The organism is Kosakonia oryzendophytica (assembly GCF_900094925.1).
Lineage (GTDB): Bacteria > Pseudomonadota > Gammaproteobacteria > Enterobacterales > Enterobacteriaceae > Kosakonia > Kosakonia oryzendophytica.
In genome coordinates this window covers 385,351-404,912 of record NZ_FMAY01000003.1, presented here as the reverse complement: position 1 = coordinate 404,912, position 19,562 = coordinate 385,351, and the positions used below count along the sequence as shown (strand labels likewise).

Here is a 19,562-nt window from a genome sequence, read left to right as displayed (position 1 = left end):
TTTTATTTGCTCATCTCTTTGGTATCCTGCGCGCCAGTCTGTTTTATTTCGGGGTTTTTATGACGCTTCATCTTCGCGTGCGTCAGCAGCTTGAGCTTCTCGAAGCCCTGCTGCGCGAACGCCAGCTTTGGCAAACTACGGTTCCGCAAGCCAGCGCTTTTGAAAGCACTCAACCTTTTTGTATGGACACGCTCGAGCCATTCGAATGGTTACAATGGGTGTTGATCCCGCGTATGCACGCGCTGCTGGATAGTGGGCAGCCGCTTCCACAGGCTTTCGCCGTTGCGCCCTATTACGAAATGGCGCTGGACGCGGCCCATCCTCATCGCGAGATAGTGCTCTTGCATTTACAGCAGCTGGATGCACTGTTTACCGGCGACGGTAACTGATGCTGGAGATTATTTACCAGGATGAATGGCTGGTCGCGGTCAACAAGCCATCGGGCTGGCTGGTACACCGTAGTTGGCTGGATCGCGACGAAAAAGTCGTGGTGATGCAAACGGTGCGTGACCAAATCGGCCAGCACGTTTTCACCGCGCACCGTCTCGACAGGCCGACTTCCGGGGTTTTGCTGATGGGGTTATCCAGCGAAGCGGGGCGTCTGCTCGCACAGCAGTTTGAGCAACACCGGATCCAGAAGCGTTATCACGCGGTGGTGCGTGGCTGGCTAATGGAGGACGCGTTGCTTGATTATCCCTTGGTTGAAGAACTCGATAAAGTTGCGGATAAATTCGCCCGCACCGATAAAGGCCCGCAACCGGCCGTGACCCATTATCGCGGGCTGGCGACCACCGAGATGCCCGTTGCCACCGGCAAGTTCCCGACTACCCGCTATGGGTTGGTTGAACTGGAGCCAAAAACCGGCCGTAAACATCAGCTGCGGCGCCATTTAGCCCATTTGCGCCATCCGATTATTGGTGACAGCAAGCACGGGGATTTGCGGCAAAACCGCAGCGCAGCGGAACACTTTGGTTGCAACCGGTTAATGCTGCACGCCAGCCAGTTAACGCTGACGCATCCGTTTACCGGCGAAGCATTAACGTTGCGCGCCGGGCTGGATGATGTCTGGATGAGGGCAGTGTCGCAGTTCGGCTGGCAAGGACTTCTCCCTGATAATGAAAGGGTTGAGTTCTCCGGTCTGAGCGTTCACGATGAGAAAAATCAGACATCACCCAAGGAGTGAAGAGCATGGCGGAGATCGGAATTTTTGTTGGCACCATGTACGGTAATTCGCTGTTAGTGGCGGAAGAAGCGCAGGCGATCCTCACGGCGCATGGTCATAAGGCCACCGTCTTTGAAGATCCCGAAGCCGCAGATTGGGACGGCAACAACGATCGGTATGCGCTGGTGGTGACATCAACAACCGGGCAAGGGGATTTACCGGACAGCATCGCGCCGCTCTTTCACTATCTGCGTGATACCGTAGGCTATCAGCCGGCGCTACGTTACGGCGTAATTGCCTTGGGCGACAGCACATATACGCATTTCTGCGGCGGCGGTAAGCAGTTCGATGCGCTGCTGCAGGAGCAGGGCGCTCAGCGCATTGGCGACATGTTATTGATTGACGCCAGTGAAGATCCGGAACCGGAAAGCGTCTCCAACCCGTGGGTCGAACACTGGGCAACCCTCCTTAAGTAAGAATTTTCCCTCCCCCCTACAGGGAGGGAAAACCTTTTGAACCTGTTCTGATGGTTCACCGTGATGCAATCCGCATGACGATAGCGACCACTTATTATGCCTCTGACTGAATCGAGTAAGCTTCTGGCAATTGCCCTTAATGCCCTGCTTATTTGCAGGGATAAAAAGTGCATCTCCACGGGGTCAAGCGACCTGTTTCACATTCTTTAAAACCGTCCGCCTTTTGCCCTTCTGCAAGGGGTATGGGTTTTCATTTCCGTGAAGTACTCCCCACGTGCCTGGGCTAATGCAATAAACCACCGGGCGGAGGGCAGCGAATGTTGTGTTGTTGCACGGTGAGTGTTGGTAAGGCGCTTTTTATACTTTTCTCGCCAGTTAAAAAAATGCAGTCCGCAGGGGATAGCGACCCAGGCAGGGAAACTGCAAAAAACACAACTACATCATCCTGTCTACCCCTACTGGTTGTGCCGTACAGGATGAATGTATATGAACATTTATGCTTCGGGAGTACAACCATGAGTACATTTAGCCAGGCGGCGAGCGGTGCTGAAAAGCGCACGAACGCACGCTACTGGATAGTGGTGATGCTGTTTATCGTCACATCCTTCAACTACGGCGACCGCGCCACGTTGTCGATTGCCGGTTCGGAGATGTCCAAAGCCATCGGTTTGGACCCGGTTGGAATGGGGTATGTCTTCTCTGCGTTTTCATGGGCCTATGTCATTGGTCAGATCCCGGGCGGCTGGTTGCTGGACCGCTTTGGCTCTAAACGTGTCTATTTCTGGTCTATCTTCACCTGGTCGCTGTTTACCCTGTTACAGGGTTTCGTCGACGTCTTCAGCGGCTTTGGCATCATCGTTGCGCTCTTCACCCTGCGCTTTATGGTGGGGCTGGCAGAATCACCTTCCTTCCCTGGCAACAGTCGTATCGTTGCGGCCTGGTTCCCGGCGCAGGAGAGGGGCACGGCAGTGGCGATTTTTAACTCTGCTCAATACTTTGCCACCGTTATTTTCGCACCGATCATGGGTTGGCTGACACATGAAGTGGGCTGGTCGCACGTCTTCTTCTTTATGGGTGGTCTGGGCATTCTGATCAGTCTGCTGTGGCAGAAAATGATCCACGAGCCGAATCAACACCCGGGCGTGAATAAGAAAGAGCTGGAGTACATTGCCGAAGGCGGCGCGCTGATCAATATGGATCAGAAAAGCAATAAAGAACGTGTTCCGTTCTCTGAAAAATGGGCACAGATCAAACAGTTGCTGTGTTCACGCATGATGATCGGCGTGTATCTGGGTCAGTACTGTATTAATGCCCTGACGTACTTCTTTATCACCTGGTTCCCGGTGTACTTGGTGCAGGCGCGAGGGATGTCGATTCTGAAAGCAGGCTTTATCGCATCGATCCCGGCGATTTGCGGTTTCACCGGCGGGGTGCTGGGCGGGATCATTTCTGACTGGTTAATGCGCCGCTATGGCTCGCTGAACCTTGCCCGCAAAACACCCATCGTGCTGGGTATGCTGCTCTCGATGAGCATGGTGTTCTGTAACTACACTGATTCAGAAATGCTGATTATCGCCTTTATGTCGCTGGCGTTCTTTGGCAAGGGCATCGGTGCGCTGGGTTGGGCGGTGATGGCGGATACTGCGCCGAAAGAGATCAGCGGCCTGAGTGGTGGTCTGTTCAATATGTTCGGTAACATTTCCGGCATTGTTACGCCAATTGCGATTGGCTACATCGTGGGCACCACGGGTTCGTTCAATGGCGCGCTGATTTATGTGGGGATCCATGCGCTGGTGGCGGTAGTGAGCTACCTGGTGGTGGTCGGTGATATCAAACGTATTGTACTGAAACCTGTGACAGGACGTTAATGATGAACACACAAGCAAGCCCCATTATCACAGAGATGAAAGTCATTCCCGTCGCCGGGCATGACAGCATGCTGATGAACATCGGCGGCGCACATAACGCGTATTTTACCCGCAATATAGTGGTCCTCACTGATAACGCCGGTAATACCGGCGTCGGTGAAGCCCCCGGCGGCGAGGTTATCTATAAAACGCTGGTCGATGCCACGCCGATGGTGGTGGGGCAGGAAGTGGCGCGACTGAATAAAGTGGTCCAGCGTGTTCACAAAGGCAATCAGGCCGCTGACTTCGATACCTTCGGTAAAGGCGCGTGGACGTTTGAGTTGCGTGTTAACGCTGTCGCGGCGCTGGAAGCCGCTCTGCTCGACCTGTTGGGTAAGGCGCTGAATGTGCCGGTATGTGAACTGCTTGGTCCCGGAAAACAGCGTGATGCGGTAACGGTGCTGGGTTACCTGTTCTATATTGGCGATCGTACCAAAACCGATCTGCCGTACCTTGACGCCACGCCGGGCAGCCATGAGTGGTATCACCTGCGCCATCAGGAAGCAATGAACAGCGACGCGGTGGTTCGCCTGGCCGAAGCTTCGCAGGATCGTTACGGTTTTAAAGATTTCAAACTGAAAGGCGGTGTTTTGCCGGGTGAGAAAGAGATCGATACCGTACGAGCGCTGAAAAAACGGTTCCCGGATGCGCGTATCACCGTCGATCCCAACGGTGCCTGGTTACTCGACGAAGCTATCAGCCTGTGCAAAGGCCTGAATGATGTGCTGACCTATGCAGAAGATCCGTGCGGTGCGGAGCAGGGCTTCTCCGGGCGTGAAGTGATGGCGGAATTCCGCCGCGCTACCGGTTTGCCGGTTGCCACCAATATGATCGCCACTAACTGGCGTGAAATGGGGCATTCAGTGATGCTGAATGCAGTGGACATTCCGCTGGCCGATCCGCACTTCTGGACGCTTTCTGGTGCGGTGCGCGTGGCCCAACTTTGCGACGACTGGGGATTAACCTGGGGTTGCCACTCCAACAACCATTTCGATATTTCTCTGGCCATGTTCACCCATGTTGGCGCTGCTGCGCCGGGTACACCGACCGCCATCGACACTCACTGGATCTGGCAGGAGGGCGACGCCCGTCTGACCAAAGAACCGTTGCAAATTCGCCAGGGCAAAATCGCCGTACCGGATGCGCCTGGGCTGGGTGTGGAAATTGACTGGCAGCAAATCGAGAAAGCGCACGCAGCATACAAAAAACTGCCTGGCGGCGCGCGCAATGACGCAGGCCCAATGCAGTACCTCATCCCTGGCTGGACGTTTGACAAAAAACGCCCCGTTTTCGGACGTCATTGATAGACCAAAAGGATAAAAAATGAGCACACATACTTCTACCCCCGTTGTCTCTTCCATGCAGGTTATTCCGGTTGCCGGTCATGACAGCATGCTGATGAACCTGAGCGGCGCGCATGCCCCGTTCTTCACCCGCAATATCGTGGTGATCAAAGACAACGCAGGACATACGGGCGTGGGTGAAATTCCCGGCGGCGAAAAAATCCGTAAAACGCTGGAAGACGCCATTCCACTGGTGGTCGGGAAAACACTGGGTGAGTACAAAAACGTGCTCAATACCGTTCGCCATACTTTTGCCGATCGCGATGCTGGTGGCCGTGGCCTGCAAACCTTTGACCTGCGCACCACTATCCATGTGGTGACCGGTATTGAAGCGGCGATGCTCGACTTGCTCGGACAGCACCTTGGGGTGAACGTTGCCTCCCTGCTTGGCGAAGGCCAGCAGCGCAGCGAAGTGGAAATGCTTGGCTACCTGTTCTTCGTGGGCGACAGCAAAAAAACGCCGCTGCCTTACCAGAGCCAGCCGGATGACAAATGCGACTGGTATCGCGTACGTCACGAAGTGGCGATGACCCCGGATCGTGTTGTGCGTCTGGCGGAAGCCGCCTACGAGAAATACGGTTTTAACGATTTCAAACTGAAAGGCGGCGTACTGGCCGGTATGGAAGAGGCTGAAGCGATTTCCGCGCTGGCGAAACGCTTCCCGCAGGCGCGTGTGACGCTGGATCCAAACGGCGCCTGGTCGCTGGATGAAGCCATCAAAATTGGTAAGCACCTGAAAGGTGTACTGGCCTATGCGGAAGATCCGTGTGGTGCAGAGCAGGGCTTCTCCGGGCGTGAAGTGATGGCGGAATTCCGCCGCGCAACCGGTCTGCCGACCGCCACCAACATGATCGCCACTGACTGGCGTCAGATGGGGCACACCCTGTCTCTGCAATCTGTGGATATTCCGTTGGCGGATCCGCATTTCTGGACCATGCAGGGCTCAGTCCGCGTCGCCCAAATGTGTCACGAGTTCGGCCTGACCTGGGGCTCACACTCCAATAACCACTTCGATATTTCGCTGGCGATGTTCACCCACGTTGCCGCCGCTGCGCCAGGCAATATCACCGCGATCGATACACACTGGATCTGGCAGGAAGGCAACCAACGTCTGACCAAAGAACCGTTCGAAATCAAGGGCGGGATGGTACAGGTACCGAGCAAACCGGGTCTGGGCGTTGAGCTGGATATGGACCAGGTGATGAAAGCCAATGAGCTGTATCAGAAACACGGCCTCGGTGCGCGTGATGATGCCATGGGGATGCAGTACCTGATCCCGAACTGGAAGTTTGATAACAAACGTCCGTGCATGGTGCGTTAACGGGGGATCGCCAGTCCTTGCGGGGGCTGGCATTTTCCTCAGGCTTCCGGGTGTATGCTTGCGGCAGTGAATATGCGTAAGGATGGCTTATGAAAATTGTTATCGCACCTGACTCTTATAAAGAAAGTTTGAGTGCTTTGGATGTAGCGACCGCCATAGAGAGTGGCTTTCGCGAGATTTTTCCCTCAGCGGAATATGTAAAAATACCGGTTGCAGATGGCGGAGAAGGGACAGTTGAAGCCATGGTTGCCGCGACCGAAGGGCGCATCGTGAACGTGACGGTGAAGGGCCCACTTGGCGAGCAGGCTAACGGTTTTTATGGTCTTTCCGGCGATGAAAAATCTGCCTTTATTGAAATGGCGGCGGCCAGCGGGCTGGAAAAGGTGCCTCCGGCGAAACGCGATCCATTGGTGACCACGTCCTGGGGAACCGGCGAATTGATCCGCCACGCGCTGGATGCGGGCGTGAAACATATCATCATTGGCATCGGAGGCAGCGCCACGAATGACGGTGGTGCAGGCATGGTGCAGGCGCTGGGCGCAAAATTGTTGAATGGCAAGGGTGAGCAGATTGCGTTTGGCGGTGCGGCGCTGGAGACGCTGGAACGTATTGATATCAGCGAACTGGATAAACGTCTGGCACATTGCCGTATCGAAGTGGCTTGCGACGTGACCAATCCACTCACCGGTAAAGAGGGCGCGTCGGCGGTATTTGGTCCCCAGAAAGGGGCGACGCCTGAGATGATCTCCCGGCTGGATGATGCGCTGGGGCGTTATGCGAAGATCATCGCCCGCGATCTGGATCTGGATGTCCTCAATCTGGCTGGCGGCGGTGCAGCCGGGGGAATGGGCGCGGCGCTGTACGCCTTTTGCGGTGCGGAACTGCGCCACGGGATTGAGATCGTTACCGATGCGCTTGATCTGGATAAGTACGTTGCGGATGCAGATCTGGTGATCACCGGGGAAGGGCGGATAGACAGCCAGACCGTGCACGGAAAGGTGCCTGTAGGGGTGGCGAAAGTGGCGAAACGTTACCGGATCCCGGTCATTGGTATCGCTGGTAGCCTGACCGCTGATGTAGGTGTGGTGCACAGCCACGGTATTGATGCGGTTTTCAGCGTCATCTACCGGATCTGTTCGTTGGATGATGCGCTGGCGAATGCCAGAGAAAACGTGCGCATGACAGCGCGTAACGTGGCGGCGGTGCTGAAAGCAGGTCAGACATTATAGCCTTTGTTTGCCGGATGGCGCGAAAACGCCGATCCGGCAACCTCACTACCCAATCAATCTCCGCGCTTCGCGTACCACATTGTCCATTTCATCCAGTAGCTCAAGAAACTCCGGCTCCAGCTCCTCGGCCGGTACGCCGCTGCGTAACTGATGCTCGATAAGCTGGCAGAGGTTTTTCAGGCGCGGAACACCGCTATACCCGCAGCTACCATGCAGTTTATGGATCCCTTCCGACAGCCCCTGTGGTGACTCTCCCACCAGTTGCTCTTCCACCTGATTGCGGATCTCCGGCAGAAACTCCACCAGCATTTGCAGCATCTCCCGCGCCAGATCGGTTTTCCCCGCCGCCTGCCGTAAGGCCAACTGCCAGTCGAGCGTCACATCTGCATTTACCACCGGTTCTGCATGCGGCGTCTCTGGCTCCGGCGGCGTTAACCAGGAGCTGATGTCCGGGCCGGGTTTATAGCGCAGCAGCAGGTTGTGCAGCTTGTCTTCTTCAATCGGTTTCGCCAGATAGTCGTTCATTCCGGCGCTCAGTAATTTTTCTTTCTGTCCCGCCATGGCATGCGCCGTTACGGCAATCACCGGCGTTTGCTGCTGGTGAGGTAACTGGCGGATCAGCTCACAGGCGCGGATGCCGTCCATATCCGGCATCTGGATATCCATCAGGATCAGATCAAATTGCAACTGTCTGGCGCGCTCAAGGGCCTGCATACCGCTGTCGCATAGCTCAACGTGCTGGACCTGATCCTCAAGCAGCGCGCCGATCAATTTCAGGTTCGCCGGGTTGTCATCTACCGCCATCACTGACATCGGCAGTTTGCTTTCGTCAGGTACAAAGGTCTGGGTTAAGCGTGTGGAACGGCAATATTCCGTGAGCGCAGGTAGCAGACGTGTGGGCGTCAGCGGTTTCAGCAGACAAGCCGCCGCGCCATCCTGTTTGAGCTCTTCCGCGTTCACTTGCGCATGGCAAGGGAGCGCCAGCAAGAGATAGTCCGTCATGGCCGCCGCCCGCGCGAGGCGGTCATGCTGCATGTTCAGCGGTTCGCGAACGGTGACCGGAATCGCCATCAGCAAAATATCGTAATGATCCTGCGGCAATGCGGAGAACGACGGACTGTAAACCACCTCCAGCGGCGTTTCGCTCAGCACATCCAGCGTACTTTGCGCTGCGGTGGCGTTCGGCTCAACATACGCCAGCCGTTTGCCTGCCAGGCAACCTGTTGCAGGCGCTTCGGTAATGGCATTTGGGTTGAGATCGAGATTGATATGGAACCAGAAGGTGGAACCGCGGTTTGGCTGGCTGTGGAACGAAATATCGCCCCCCATCTCATTAACCAGTTTCTGTGTGATCACCAGGCCCAGACCGGTGCCACCATGGCGACGGGAAATACTGGCGTCAGCCTGACGAAACGCCTGGAATAAACGCGACTGGTCACGCTCAGGGATGCCGATGCCGGTATCGCGGATCTGCACCTCAATCTGCACTTTGTTATTACTGATCGCGCGTTTCTCCACGACCACATCAATGTTGCCATTTTCGGTGAACTTGATGGCATTACCTACCAGATTGGTAATGACTTGCTGTAAACGCAGCGGATCACCAATCACATTATCCGGCACATCGTTTTTGATATTTAGCGTCAGCTCCAGCCCTTTATCGTGGGCGGAGTGCGCCAGCAGGATCACTACCTCATCCAGCGTATTGCGCAGCGGGAAAGGAATGCTCTCAAGGATCAGTTTGCCTGCTTCCAGTTTTGAGAAGTCGAGCACGTCGTTGATGATGGCCAGCAGGTTATTGGCCGAACGCTCAATAGTGAGCAGGTGGTCGCGTTGTGTGGGGTTCAGCTCCGACTTCAGCGTCAGGCGGGTAAAGCCAATCACCCCATTCAGCGGTGTACGCAACTCATGCGACATGTTGGCAAGGAACTCTGATTTGATGCGTGCGGCTTCTTGTGCACGTTTTTTGGCCAGGTCCAGTTCAACGTTCTGGATCTCCATCTGCTCCAGCGTTTCTCGCAGGTCGGAGGTGGACTGATCAATATTGTGCTGCATCTCTTCGTGGTAGGCCGCCAGCGACATGGCCATCGAGTTGATGCCGTTTTTCAACATATCCAGCTCACCGAGCATAAAGCCTTCAACACGGCTATCAAGCTGCCCGCGACGAATACGGTCTACGGTATTCACCATATTACGGATCGGACTGGTGACATCGCGCATCAGACGCCAGCCGAAAATCAGCGCAATGCCGATACAGAACAAGATCATCAGACTGGAGATAAAAATCTCTTTGTACTGCTGTAAACGCACGGCTTTCAGATCGAGTTCCAGCGCGACATAACCGAGCATATTGCCGGTAATTTTATCTGCCGGAAGTGAGGTGTTCGCTGGCGCGTAGCCTTCTGAAAGGATCGGCGTACGCAGCACCATCACATCGCCGTGGCGGGTCACGCTTAATTTGCGCGGGAAAGGCTGCCCTTCCGCCAGTTTCAGATCGTCGCCATCAAGCTGGAAATTCGATGAAACAAACACATCGTTCTTGCCGTCGTAAATGGAGATAGCTCGCACTATATCCGAATGACGGCGGTGCAGAACGCTAATAAGCTGACCAATAGCTTCTCTGTCCTGCAACGCCATACTGTATTCGCTGGAGACCGCCAACGGTTCAATAATGCTGGCACCGGCATCTTCCAACTGACGCTGTAAGTCGTTGTAGCGGTGAACAACAAAAAAGATGCTGAGCAACACACCGATAAGTACGGTGGGGGCCAGGATCAGAATCATCATGCGTGCGCGCAAGCTGTAGTTGGTCATGGAATTCCGTTATGGGAGAATAAGGCCATTAATCGGTAATGAGATATTTCCAGGCAATGGCGCAATTCTACTCTGCAAAACGACGCGTGACGACTCGTCAAACACTAACGGTAACCGTAAATGATCTTGATCCCTTTGGTCAGGGCGTTGCGCGCCATAATGGTAAGGCGTTGTTTGTTCCCGGACTTTTGCCTGGCGAGACGGCAGAAATCACGCTGAAAGAGGACAAACGGCAATTTGCGCGCGGTGAGGTAAAACGCCGCCTGAACGACAGCCCGGAGCGTGTAGCGCCCGTGTGCCCGCACTTTGGCGTTTGCGGGGGGTGCCAGCAGCAGCACGCCAGTGTTGCACTGCAACAGCGCAGTAAAAGCGCCGCGCTGGCACGTTTGATGAAACACGATGTCGAAGAGGTGATTGCCGCTCAGCCGTGGGGGTACCGCCGACGCGCACGCTTAAGCCTGAGCTGGCAGTCAAAAACGCAACAACTGGCGATGGGCTTTCGTAAAGCGGGTGACAACGACATCGTCTCTATCACGCGTTGCCCGGTGTTGGTGCATCGACTTGAAGCATTGCTCTCCCCGCTGCGCGAATGTCTGGCGCAGTTGAAAGCGGTGCGTCATCTTGGGCATGTTGAATTGGTTGATGCAGACAACGGTCCGCTGATGGTTTTACGCCATACCGGCCCGTTAGCCACTGATGATAAAGAAAAACTGGAACGGTTTTCGCATTCTCATGACCTGGCGCTGTATCTGGCGCCGCAAAGCGAGATACTGGAACATGTGTGCGGAGATGTTCCCTGGTACAGCTCTGAAGGGCTACGCTTAACGTTCAGTCCGCGGGATTTTATCCAGGTGAACGACGGAGTGAACCAACAGATGGTCGCCCGTGCATTGATGTGGCTGGATGTACAGCCAGACGATCGCGTATTGGATCTGTTCTGCGGAATGGGGAATTTCACGTTACCGCTGGCGAAACGCGCAGGCAGTGTCGTCGGCGTAGAAGGCGTTGCCGGGCTGGTGGCGAAAGCGCAGCAAAACGCGCAACAGAATGGCTTGCACAATGTGACATTTTTTCATGAAAATCTGGAAGATGATGTCACAACGCAGCCGTGGGCCAGGCAGGGTTTTGACAAAGTGTTGCTCGATCCGGCGCGCGCAGGTGCTGCAGGCGTGATGCAACATATTATAAAATTGTCGCCGCAGCGGGTGGTGTACGTTTCCTGTAATCCCGCCACCCTTGCCCGCGACAGTGAAGCGCTTTTACATGTGGGTTACCAGATTCAGCAGTTGGCGATGCTGGACATGTTCCCGCACACAGGCCACCTGGAGTCGATGGTGTTGTTTGTGAATCACAAATGATTAATTTCGGCTTGTCGAGTTCGACAGGCCCGGTCCCTGAAAGGAGAGGACAATGGTTGCGGTACGCAGTGCGCATTTGAACAAAGCGGGTGAATTCGATCCGGGAAAATGGATCGCGAGTCTGGGGATCACCAGTCAACCGTCGTGTGAACGCTTAACCGAAACCTGGGAATATTGTCTGCGCCAGACGCAAGGGCATCCCAATGCGGAAATACTGCTGTCGCGCGGTATCGAGATGGTTGAAATCCTCTCCATGCTGAGTATGGATACGGACACATTGCGTGCGGCGCTCCTGTTCCCGCTGGCGGATGCCGAAGTGGTCAGCGAAGAGGTGTTGCGTGAAAGCGTGGGCGCTTCCGTCGTTAACCTGATTCACGGCGTACGCGATATGGCCGCCATCCGCCAGCTTAAAGCCACCCACACCGATTCTGTCTCCTCCGAACAGGTGGATAACGTCCGCCGTATGCTGCTGGCGATGGTGGATGATTTCCGCTGCGTGGTGATCAAGCTGGCTGAACGTATCGCGCACTTGCGCGAAGTAAAAGATGCGCCGGAAGATGAACGCGTGCTGGCGGCCAAAGAGTGTACGAATATCTATGCGCCGTTGGCGAACCGCCTCGGGATCGGGCAACTGAAATGGGAGCTGGAAGATTACTGCTTCCGCTATTTGCACCCGGCGGAATACAAACGCATCGCCAAACTGTTGCACGAGCGGCGTATCGATCGTGAACACTATATTGACGAGTTCGTCGGCCATTTGCGTACAGAGATGAAAAACGAAGGCGTTAAAGCCGAGGTATATGGTCGTCCGAAACACATTTACAGCATCTGGCGCAAAATGCAGAAAAAACACCTCGCTTTTGACGAGCTGTTTGATGTGCGCGCCGTGCGTATTGTCGCTGAACGCTTGCAGGATTGTTACGCGGCGTTAGGGATTGTCCATACCCATTACCGCCATTTGCCGGATGAGTTTGATGACTATGTCGCCAACCCGAAACCGAACGGTTATCAGTCGATCCATACCGTGGTACTGGGGCCGGGCGGGAAAACGGTGGAGATCCAGATCCGTACCCGCCAGATGCATGAAGACGCTGAACTGGGTGTGGCGGCGCACTGGAAGTACAAAGAGGGTACAGCCGTTGCAGGCAGCCCACGTTCCGCTCATGAAGACCGTATTGCCTGGCTGCGTAAACTGATCGCCTGGCAGGAAGAGATGGCCGACTCTGGCGAGATGCTTGATGAAGTGCGCAGCCAGGTGTTCGACGATCGGGTGTATGTGTTTACGCCGAAAGGGGATGTGGTGGACTTACCGGCAGGCTCCACGCCGCTGGACTTCGCTTACCATATTCACAGTGACGTGGGGCACCGCTGCATCGGCGCGAAAATTAGCGGGCGCATTGTGCCCTTTACATACCAGTTGCAGATGGGCGATCAGATTGAAATCATCACTCAGAAGCAGCCAAACCCAAGCCGCGACTGGCTGAACCCGAACCTCGGCTATGTGACCACCAGCCGTGGGCGTTCGAAGATCCACGCCTGGTTCCGTAAACAGGATCGTGACAAAAACATCCTGGCCGGGCGGCAGATCCTCGACGATGAGCTGGCGCATCTGGGCATCAGCCTGAAAGAGGCGGAAAAACATCTGCTGCCGCGCTACAACTTTAACGAAATGGAAGAGTTGCTCGCGGCGATTGGCGGTGGGGATATTCGTCTTAACCAGATGGTGAACTTCCTGCAATCGCAGTTCAATAAACCGAGCGCAGCAGAGCAGGATGCCGCCGCACTGAAGCAGTTGCAGCAGAAAACCTATACGCCGCAAACCCGCAGTAAAGACAACGGTCGCGTGGTGGTGGAAGGCGTGGGTAATCTGATGCACCATATTGCACGGTGCTGCCAGCCGATCCCGGGGGATGAGATCGTTGGTTTTATCACTCAGGGGCGTGGGATCTCGATTCACCGCGCCGACTGCGATCAGCTTGAAGAGCTGCGCACGGTCGCGCCGGAGCGCATCGTGGAAGCCGTCTGGGGCGAAAGCTACTCGGCAGGTTACTCGCTGGTGGTGCGTGTTACCGCCAACGATCGCAGTGGCTTGCTGCGCGATATCACCACGATCCTCGCCAACGAGAAGGTGAATGTGTTGGGCGTCGCCAGCCGCAGCGATACGAAGCAGCAGCTGGCCACCATCGATATGAATATCGAAATCTATAACCTGCAGGTACTGGGCCGCGTGCTGGGTAAACTTAACCAGGTGCCGGATGTGATCGACGCCCGTCGTCTGCACGGCGGCTGATTTTCTCTTCACTCAACTCCTCTCCCTGCGGGGAGAGGAGCAACGTTTTATGATCAGGGATTTCTCATGACTCAAATCGACCGTTTGCTCGGGATTATGCAACGCCTGCGCGACCCGGAAACTGGCTGCCCGTGGGACAAAGAACAAACCTTCGCCACCATCGCGCCGTACACGCTGGAAGAGACGTATGAAGTGCTGGACGCGATTTCCCGTGAGGATTTTGACGATTTGCGCGGTGAGCTGGGCGACTTGCTATTCCAGGTGGTGTTTTACGCGCAGATGGCGCAGGAAGAGGGGCGTTTTGATTTCAACGACATTTGTGCCGCTATCAGCGACAAGCTGGAGCGACGCCACCCGCATATCTTCGGTGATGCGCACGCGGAAACCAGCACGGAAGTGCTGACTCGCTGGGAGCAAATCAAAAGCGAAGAGCGGGCGGAAAAGGCGCAACATTCGGCGCTGGATGATATTCCCCATAGTCTGCCAGCGTTGATGCGCGCGCATAAAATCCAGAAACGCTGTTCTACCGTCGGCTTTGACTGGACTACCCTCGGCCCGGTGCTCGACAAAGTCTATGAAGAGATTGATGAGGTGATGCACGAGGCGAAACAGGTCGTTGTGGACGATGCGAAACTGGAAGAAGAAATGGGCGATTTGTTGTTCGCCACGGTCAATCTTTCCCGTCATCTTGGGGTAAAAGCAGAAACCGCGCTGCAAAAAGCCAACCTCAAGTTTGAACGCCGTTTCCGCGAAGTTGAGCGTATTGTCCGCGAGCGCGGGCTGGAAATGACAGGCGTGGATCTGGAAACAATGGAAAATGTCTGGCAGCAGGTAAAACGCCAGGAATATGATCTTTAACGGATTTGTTCCAGTAAGCGCTATTTGTGTGATTTTTAAAATAACAAGCGCTTGATTTACGTCAAAAACATTTACCTGAAAGTGGCTATTTTCACACTCCTTATATTTGTTGAAACGCCTTGAGAATCGCCTCTTCGAGTCATTCGGGTCGCAGCAAGGCGGCAACCGAGCGAATCCCGGGGCACAGAGAAAGACTCCGTGAACGGGGTAAGCGAAAGAAGCCAACGCAGATGCGGCCTGAAGAACGAAGGAGAGGGTTAATGAAAGTTTGTGGCACAAGCCATGATCGGGTATACTGCTTTCCCGTCCTGGTTATTCCATCGTCTTTTAAACCTAACTTCTCAGGTTCAGCATGACAACGAACTATATTTTTGTGACCGGCGGGGTCGTATCCTCTCTGGGTAAAGGCATTGCCGCAGCCTCCCTGGCAGCCATTCTTGAAGCCCGTGGCCTCAACGTCACCATGATGAAACTCGATCCGTATATCAACGTCGATCCGGGTACAATGAGTCCAATCCAGCATGGCGAAGTGTTCGTTACCGAAGATGGCGCTGAAACCGATCTGGATTTGGGTCACTACGAGCGCTTCATCCGCACCAAGATGACCCGTCGTAACAACTTCACTACTGGCCGCATCTACTCCGAGGTTCTGCGTAAAGAACGTCGTGGCGATTATCTGGGCGCGACCGTACAGGTGATTCCGCATATCACCAACGCGATTAAAGAACGCATCATTGCTGGCGGTGAAGGCCATGATGTGGCGCTGGTGGAAATCGGCGGCACCGTTGGCGATATCGAATCTCTGCCGTTCCTCGAAGCCATTCGCCAGATGGCAGTAGAAGTGGGCCGCGAGCGCACACTCTACATGCACCTGACGCTGGTGCCGTACATGGCGGCTTCCGGGGAAGTCAAAACCAAACCAACACAGCATTCTGTAAAAGAGCTGCTTTCTATCGGCATCCAGCCGGATATTCTGATTTGTCGTTCCGATCGCGCGGTTCCTGCTAATGAACGCGCAAAAATTGCTTTGTTCTGTAACGTTCCAGAAAAAGCTGTGATTTCTCTGAAAGACGTCGATTCCATTTATAAAATCCCGGGCCTGTTGAAATCTCAGGGGCTGGACGATTATATTTGTAAACGATTCAGCTTGAACTGTCCGGAAGCAAACCTGGCCGAATGGGAACAGGTGATCTACGAAGAAGCGAATCCGTCAGGGGAAGTCACCATCGGTATGGTCGGTAAGTATATTGAACTGCCGGACGCCTACAAATCAGTGATTGAAGCCCTGAAACACGGTGGCCTGAAAAACCGCGTGACCGTCAACATCAAGCTGATTGACTCGCAGGATGTGGAAACGCGCGGTGTCGAAATTCTGAAAGGTCTGGATGCTATCCTCATTCCTGGCGGCTTCGGCTACCGCGGTGTGGAAGGCAAGATCGCTACCGCACGCTATGCGCGTGAAAACCAGATTCCTTACCTGGGCATTTGCCTCGGTATGCAGGTGGCGTTGATTGAATTTGCTCGTAATGTAGTCGGGATGGAGAACGCCAACTCGACGGAATTTGTGCCAGACTGTAAGTACCCGGTTGTGGCGCTTATTACCGAATGGCGTGATGAAGACGGCAACGTCGAAGTCCGTTCGGAGAAGAGCGATCTCGGTGGCACCATGCGCCTCGGCGCACAGCAGTGCCAGCTTGACGATGGCAGCCTGGTTCGCCAGCTGTACGGTGAGCCGACTATCGTCGAGCGTCATCGTCATCGTTACGAAGTCAACAACATGCTGTTGAAACAAATTGAAGCTGCAGGTCTGCGCGTTGCGGGCCGTTCCGGTGATGATCAGTTGGTCGAGATCATCGAAGTGCCGAATCATCCGTGGTTCGTCGCTTGTCAGTTCCATCCGGAATTTACATCTACGCCGCGTGACGGGCATCCGCTGTTTGCAGGCTTTGTGAAAGCCGCCAGCGAGTACCAGAAGCGTCAGGCGAAGTAAAAAGTTACAACAGCAACGCGTACCCCAGGGTACGCGTTGTTTGTCTGGAGTTTTAGTTTAACTTGTACTGAGGAAAACCTAATGTCCAAAATCGTTAAAGTCATCGGTCGTGAAATCATCGACTCCCGTGGTAACCCGACTGTTGAAGCCGAAGTACACCTGGAAGGTGGTTTCGTCGGTCTGGCTGCTGCGCCGTCAGGTGCTTCCACGGGTTCCCGCGAAGCGCTGGAACTGCGCGATGGCGACAAATCCCGTTTCATGGGTAAAGGCGTACTGAAAGCGGTTGGCGCGGTTAACGGCCCGATTGCTCAGGCAATCCTTGGCAAAGACGCCAAAGATCAGGCTGGCATCGACAAGATCATGATCGACCTGGACGGCACCGAAAACAAATCCAACTTCGGCGCGAACGCAATCCTGGCTGTTTCTCTGGCTACTGCTAAAGCTGCTGCTGCTTCTAAAGGCCTGCCGCTGTACGCACACATCGCTGAACTGAACGGCACTCCGGGCAAATACTCCATGCCGGTACCGATGATGAACATCATCAACGGTGGTGAGCACGCTGACAACAACGTCGACATTCAGGAATTCATGATTCAGCCGGTTGGCGCGAAATCCCTGAAAGAAGCAGTACGTATGGGTTCAGAAGTGTTCCATAACCTGGCTAAAGTACTGAAATCCAAAGGCATGAACACTGCTGTGGGTGACGAAGGCGGCTATGCGCCGAACCTGGGTTCCAACGCAGAAGCGCTGGCTGTTATCGCTGAAGCGGTTAAAGCAGCAGGTTACGAGCTGGGTAAAGATATCACCCTGGCGATGGACTGCGCAGCGTCTGAGTTCTACAAAGACGGTAAATACGTTCTGGCTGGCGAAGGCAACAAAGCGTTCACCTCTGAAGAGTTCACCCACTTCCTGGAAGATCTGACCAAACAGTATCCGATCGTTTCTATCGAAGATGGTCTGGACGAATCTGACTGGACTGGCTTTGCATACCAGACTAAAGTCCTGGGCGACAAAATCCAGCTGGTTGGTGACGATCTGTTCGTAACCAACACCAAAATCCTGAAAGAAGGTATCGAGAAAGGCATCGTTAACTCCATTCTGATCAAATTCAACCAGATCGGTTCTCTGACCGAAACGCTGGCTGCGATCAAAATGGCGAAAGACGCAGGTTACACCGCTGTCATTTCTCACCGTTCTGGCGAAACTGAAGACGCAACCATCGCTGACCTGGCGGTAGGTACCGCGGCTGGCCAGATCAAAACCGGTTCTATGAGCCGTTCTGACCGCGTTGCTAAATACAACCAGCTGATTCGTATTGAAGAAGCGCTGGGTGAACAAGCTCCGTACAACGGTCGTAAAGAGATCAAAGGTCAGGCATAATCGCCTCAGCCTTACATGAAAAATGCCAGTCGATTGACTGGCATTTTTTTTGGCTTTTTGATACCGACTATTTGAAATCGACTTCCATCTGTTGCGGGATAGACAGACCGTGCGTCGTCTGTACACAGCGGGCGATATAATCGGTAAAACGCGGCGGCTTCGGCATCCCCATGCTGAGCAGTTTATCATTGCTGAAACGTACGTTCAGTTCAGCAAAAGCGCCATACAGACGCATGGCTTTCAGCATCAGGCGTTCATTACACGGCCCGAAAATATCTTTCAGCTCGCGGCGCATTTTCACTAAGGTTTCATAGCTCACCTGGGCGTATTTATCGCCGACCGGAGCTTTCTCCAGTGCTTTGGCCATCGCGCGGTCGATATCCGCAAAGCGCACACTGTTCTCTTCACCTGCAGAAATGTGCACCACTTCACCGTTAGCGATCTGGCCTTTAAGCAGCATCAGCAGTGCATCGGCGCAATAATCGACAGGGATAACGTCGATGCGATCTTCCAGCGAGCAGATAAATTTTTGCAGCATCAGCCCCATGCTAAAGACCCAGAAAATGCTGGTGGAAGGCTGGCAACCATGGCTGGTATGGCCGACGACGATAGACGGGCGTGCAATGACCAGCGGCAACTGCGGGCACTCTGTACGCATCAACTGTTCGATGGTGGACTTAGAGCGGGTATACGTGACCAGGTGCTCGGCATTCTCGCGAAATTCTGCGCTTTCCGGCACCAGTGAGTCGGGCTCTGGCGTGCACGACATTGCCGTACCCACATGCAGAAAACGTTGTAATCCTGTGACCTGAGACATGCGACGGGCAAAGGCCAGCGTGCCTTCGACGTTCACTTTCCACACCAGCGGGTTATTACCGAATGAGGCGACCGCTGCGCAGTTCAGCACATGCGTGACCGACTCCAGTCGCGGATCATCCAGAAATCCCTCCGGTTCGCCCAGATCACCAAGCAAAACCTGATCGGCGGTCAGTCGCTGCAATGTCTCTTCGCTGAGGTTAAATTTGCGCATATTAGACTTCACGCGCTCAATACCGGCTGCGGCGTCGTTCGCCCGAACCAGCAGCAGCAAATTCATCGCGTCATTGCCATTAAGGATTTTTTCTAATACTGCCCCGCCAAGAAACCCGGTCACGCCTGTTATCAATAATGTATTCACGAGTGCTATCTCATCATGGTCGATTTGGCGGATTTTAGGCACAGAAAGCTAAACGCTATGTAAATAAGATGGCGGGGTTTTTGGGGGCTTCTTAAGCTTATTTTAAGGTACATACGAAAGGGGATTGAACTTTGACAATGAAGCGCAGCGAAAAATTCACCCGTGAATAATGAAATAGTTATCTGGTTGATTTCGTGCTGGTTATTTTTACCGGAAAGCGCCGGCATTTGCCCGCGCAGATAATTCAAAGTGTAAGA

14 protein-coding genes are annotated in these 19,562 nt (G+C 54.3%); 12 read left to right on the top strand and 2 right to left on the bottom strand.

From position 1 onward, the window contains the following. The first annotated feature begins 59 nt into the window (after positions 1-59). The 7 genes from GA0061071_RS07995 (at position 60) to GA0061071_RS07960 (ending at position 7,438) form a co-directional block, all read left to right on the top strand. The gene (locus tag GA0061071_RS07995; RefSeq protein WP_061500159.1) at positions 60-389 is read left to right on the top strand and encodes a YqcC family protein; all 330 of its coding nucleotides are present in this window, start codon (positions 60-62) and stop codon (positions 387-389) included. Beyond that, on the top strand, positions 389-1,183 hold the full coding sequence (truC, locus tag GA0061071_RS07990) for a tRNA pseudouridine(65) synthase TruC (protein ID WP_061497477.1): 795 nt from the start codon (positions 389-391) through the stop codon (positions 1,181-1,183). The genes GA0061071_RS07995 and truC overlap by 1 nt, the downstream gene beginning before the upstream one ends. A gap of 5 nt (positions 1,184-1,188) precedes the next feature. Then, a complete protein-coding gene (locus tag GA0061071_RS07985) occupies positions 1,189-1,638 on the top strand; it encodes a flavodoxin (protein ID WP_061497475.1) in 450 nt (149 codons plus the stop codon). A gap of 515 nt (positions 1,639-2,153) precedes the next feature. Beyond that, entirely contained in the window at positions 2,154-3,506 is a 1,353-nt protein-coding gene (locus GA0061071_RS07975) for an MFS transporter (protein ID WP_061497468.1), read from the top strand. Between the two features lie 2 nt (positions 3,507-3,508). After that, positions 3,509-4,849, top strand: coding sequence for an enolase C-terminal domain-like protein (locus tag GA0061071_RS07970; protein ID WP_061497466.1), 1,341 nt, complete (start codon positions 3,509-3,511; stop codon positions 4,847-4,849). Positions 4,850-4,868: 19 nt separating this feature from the next. Beyond that, positions 4,869-6,209, top strand: a complete 1,341-nt coding sequence (gene gudD, locus GA0061071_RS07965) for a glucarate dehydratase (protein ID WP_061497464.1) — start codon at positions 4,869-4,871, stop codon at positions 6,207-6,209. An 89-nt stretch (positions 6,210-6,298) separates the two neighbouring features. After that, the gene (locus GA0061071_RS07960; protein ID WP_088236823.1) at positions 6,299-7,438 is read left to right on the top strand and encodes a glycerate kinase; all 1,140 of its coding nucleotides are present in this window, start codon (positions 6,299-6,301) and stop codon (positions 7,436-7,438) included. Between the two features lie 45 nt (positions 7,439-7,483). Here GA0061071_RS07960 and barA read toward each other — a convergent pair whose 3' ends face one another. Continuing rightward, positions 7,484-10,252: a two-component sensor histidine kinase BarA gene (barA, locus tag GA0061071_RS07955; RefSeq protein WP_088236822.1), complete on the bottom strand. Its 2,769-nt coding sequence runs from the start codon at positions 10,250-10,252 to the stop codon at positions 7,484-7,486. A gap of 56 nt (positions 10,253-10,308) precedes the next feature. On the opposite strand from barA, the gene rlmD reads away from it, so the two are divergent. The 5 genes from rlmD to eno all read left to right on the top strand — a co-directional run bounded on the left by rlmD (position 10,309) and on the right by eno (position 18,128). Further along, the gene (rlmD, locus tag GA0061071_RS07950; RefSeq protein WP_088236821.1) at positions 10,309-11,610 is read left to right on the top strand and encodes a 23S rRNA (uracil(1939)-C(5))-methyltransferase RlmD; all 1,302 of its coding nucleotides are present in this window, start codon (positions 10,309-10,311) and stop codon (positions 11,608-11,610) included. Between the two features lie 52 nt (positions 11,611-11,662). Further along, on the top strand, positions 11,663-13,900 hold the full coding sequence (gene relA, locus GA0061071_RS07945; protein WP_061497454.1) for a GTP diphosphokinase: 2,238 nt from the start codon (positions 11,663-11,665) through the stop codon (positions 13,898-13,900). A 66-nt stretch (positions 13,901-13,966) separates the two neighbouring features. Further along, positions 13,967-14,758, top strand: coding sequence for a nucleoside triphosphate pyrophosphohydrolase (mazG, locus tag GA0061071_RS07940; protein ID WP_061497452.1), 792 nt, complete (start codon positions 13,967-13,969; stop codon positions 14,756-14,758). 352 nt (positions 14,759-15,110) lie between these two features. Then, positions 15,111-16,748: a glutamine hydrolyzing CTP synthase gene (gene pyrG / locus GA0061071_RS07935; RefSeq protein ID WP_088236820.1), complete on the top strand. Its 1,638-nt coding sequence runs from the start codon at positions 15,111-15,113 to the stop codon at positions 16,746-16,748. Between the two features lie 81 nt (positions 16,749-16,829). Next, positions 16,830-18,128 (top strand): phosphopyruvate hydratase, encoded by a 1,299-nt coding sequence (gene eno / locus GA0061071_RS07930; RefSeq protein ID WP_061497448.1) that lies wholly within the window; start codon positions 16,830-16,832, stop codon positions 18,126-18,128. 67 nt (positions 18,129-18,195) lie between these two features. Here eno and GA0061071_RS07925 read toward each other — a convergent pair whose 3' ends face one another. Then, on the bottom strand, positions 18,196-19,305 hold the full coding sequence (locus GA0061071_RS07925; RefSeq protein WP_061497446.1) for an SDR family oxidoreductase: 1,110 nt from the start codon (positions 19,303-19,305) through the stop codon (positions 18,196-18,198). Positions 19,306-19,562: the final 257 nt, after the last annotated feature.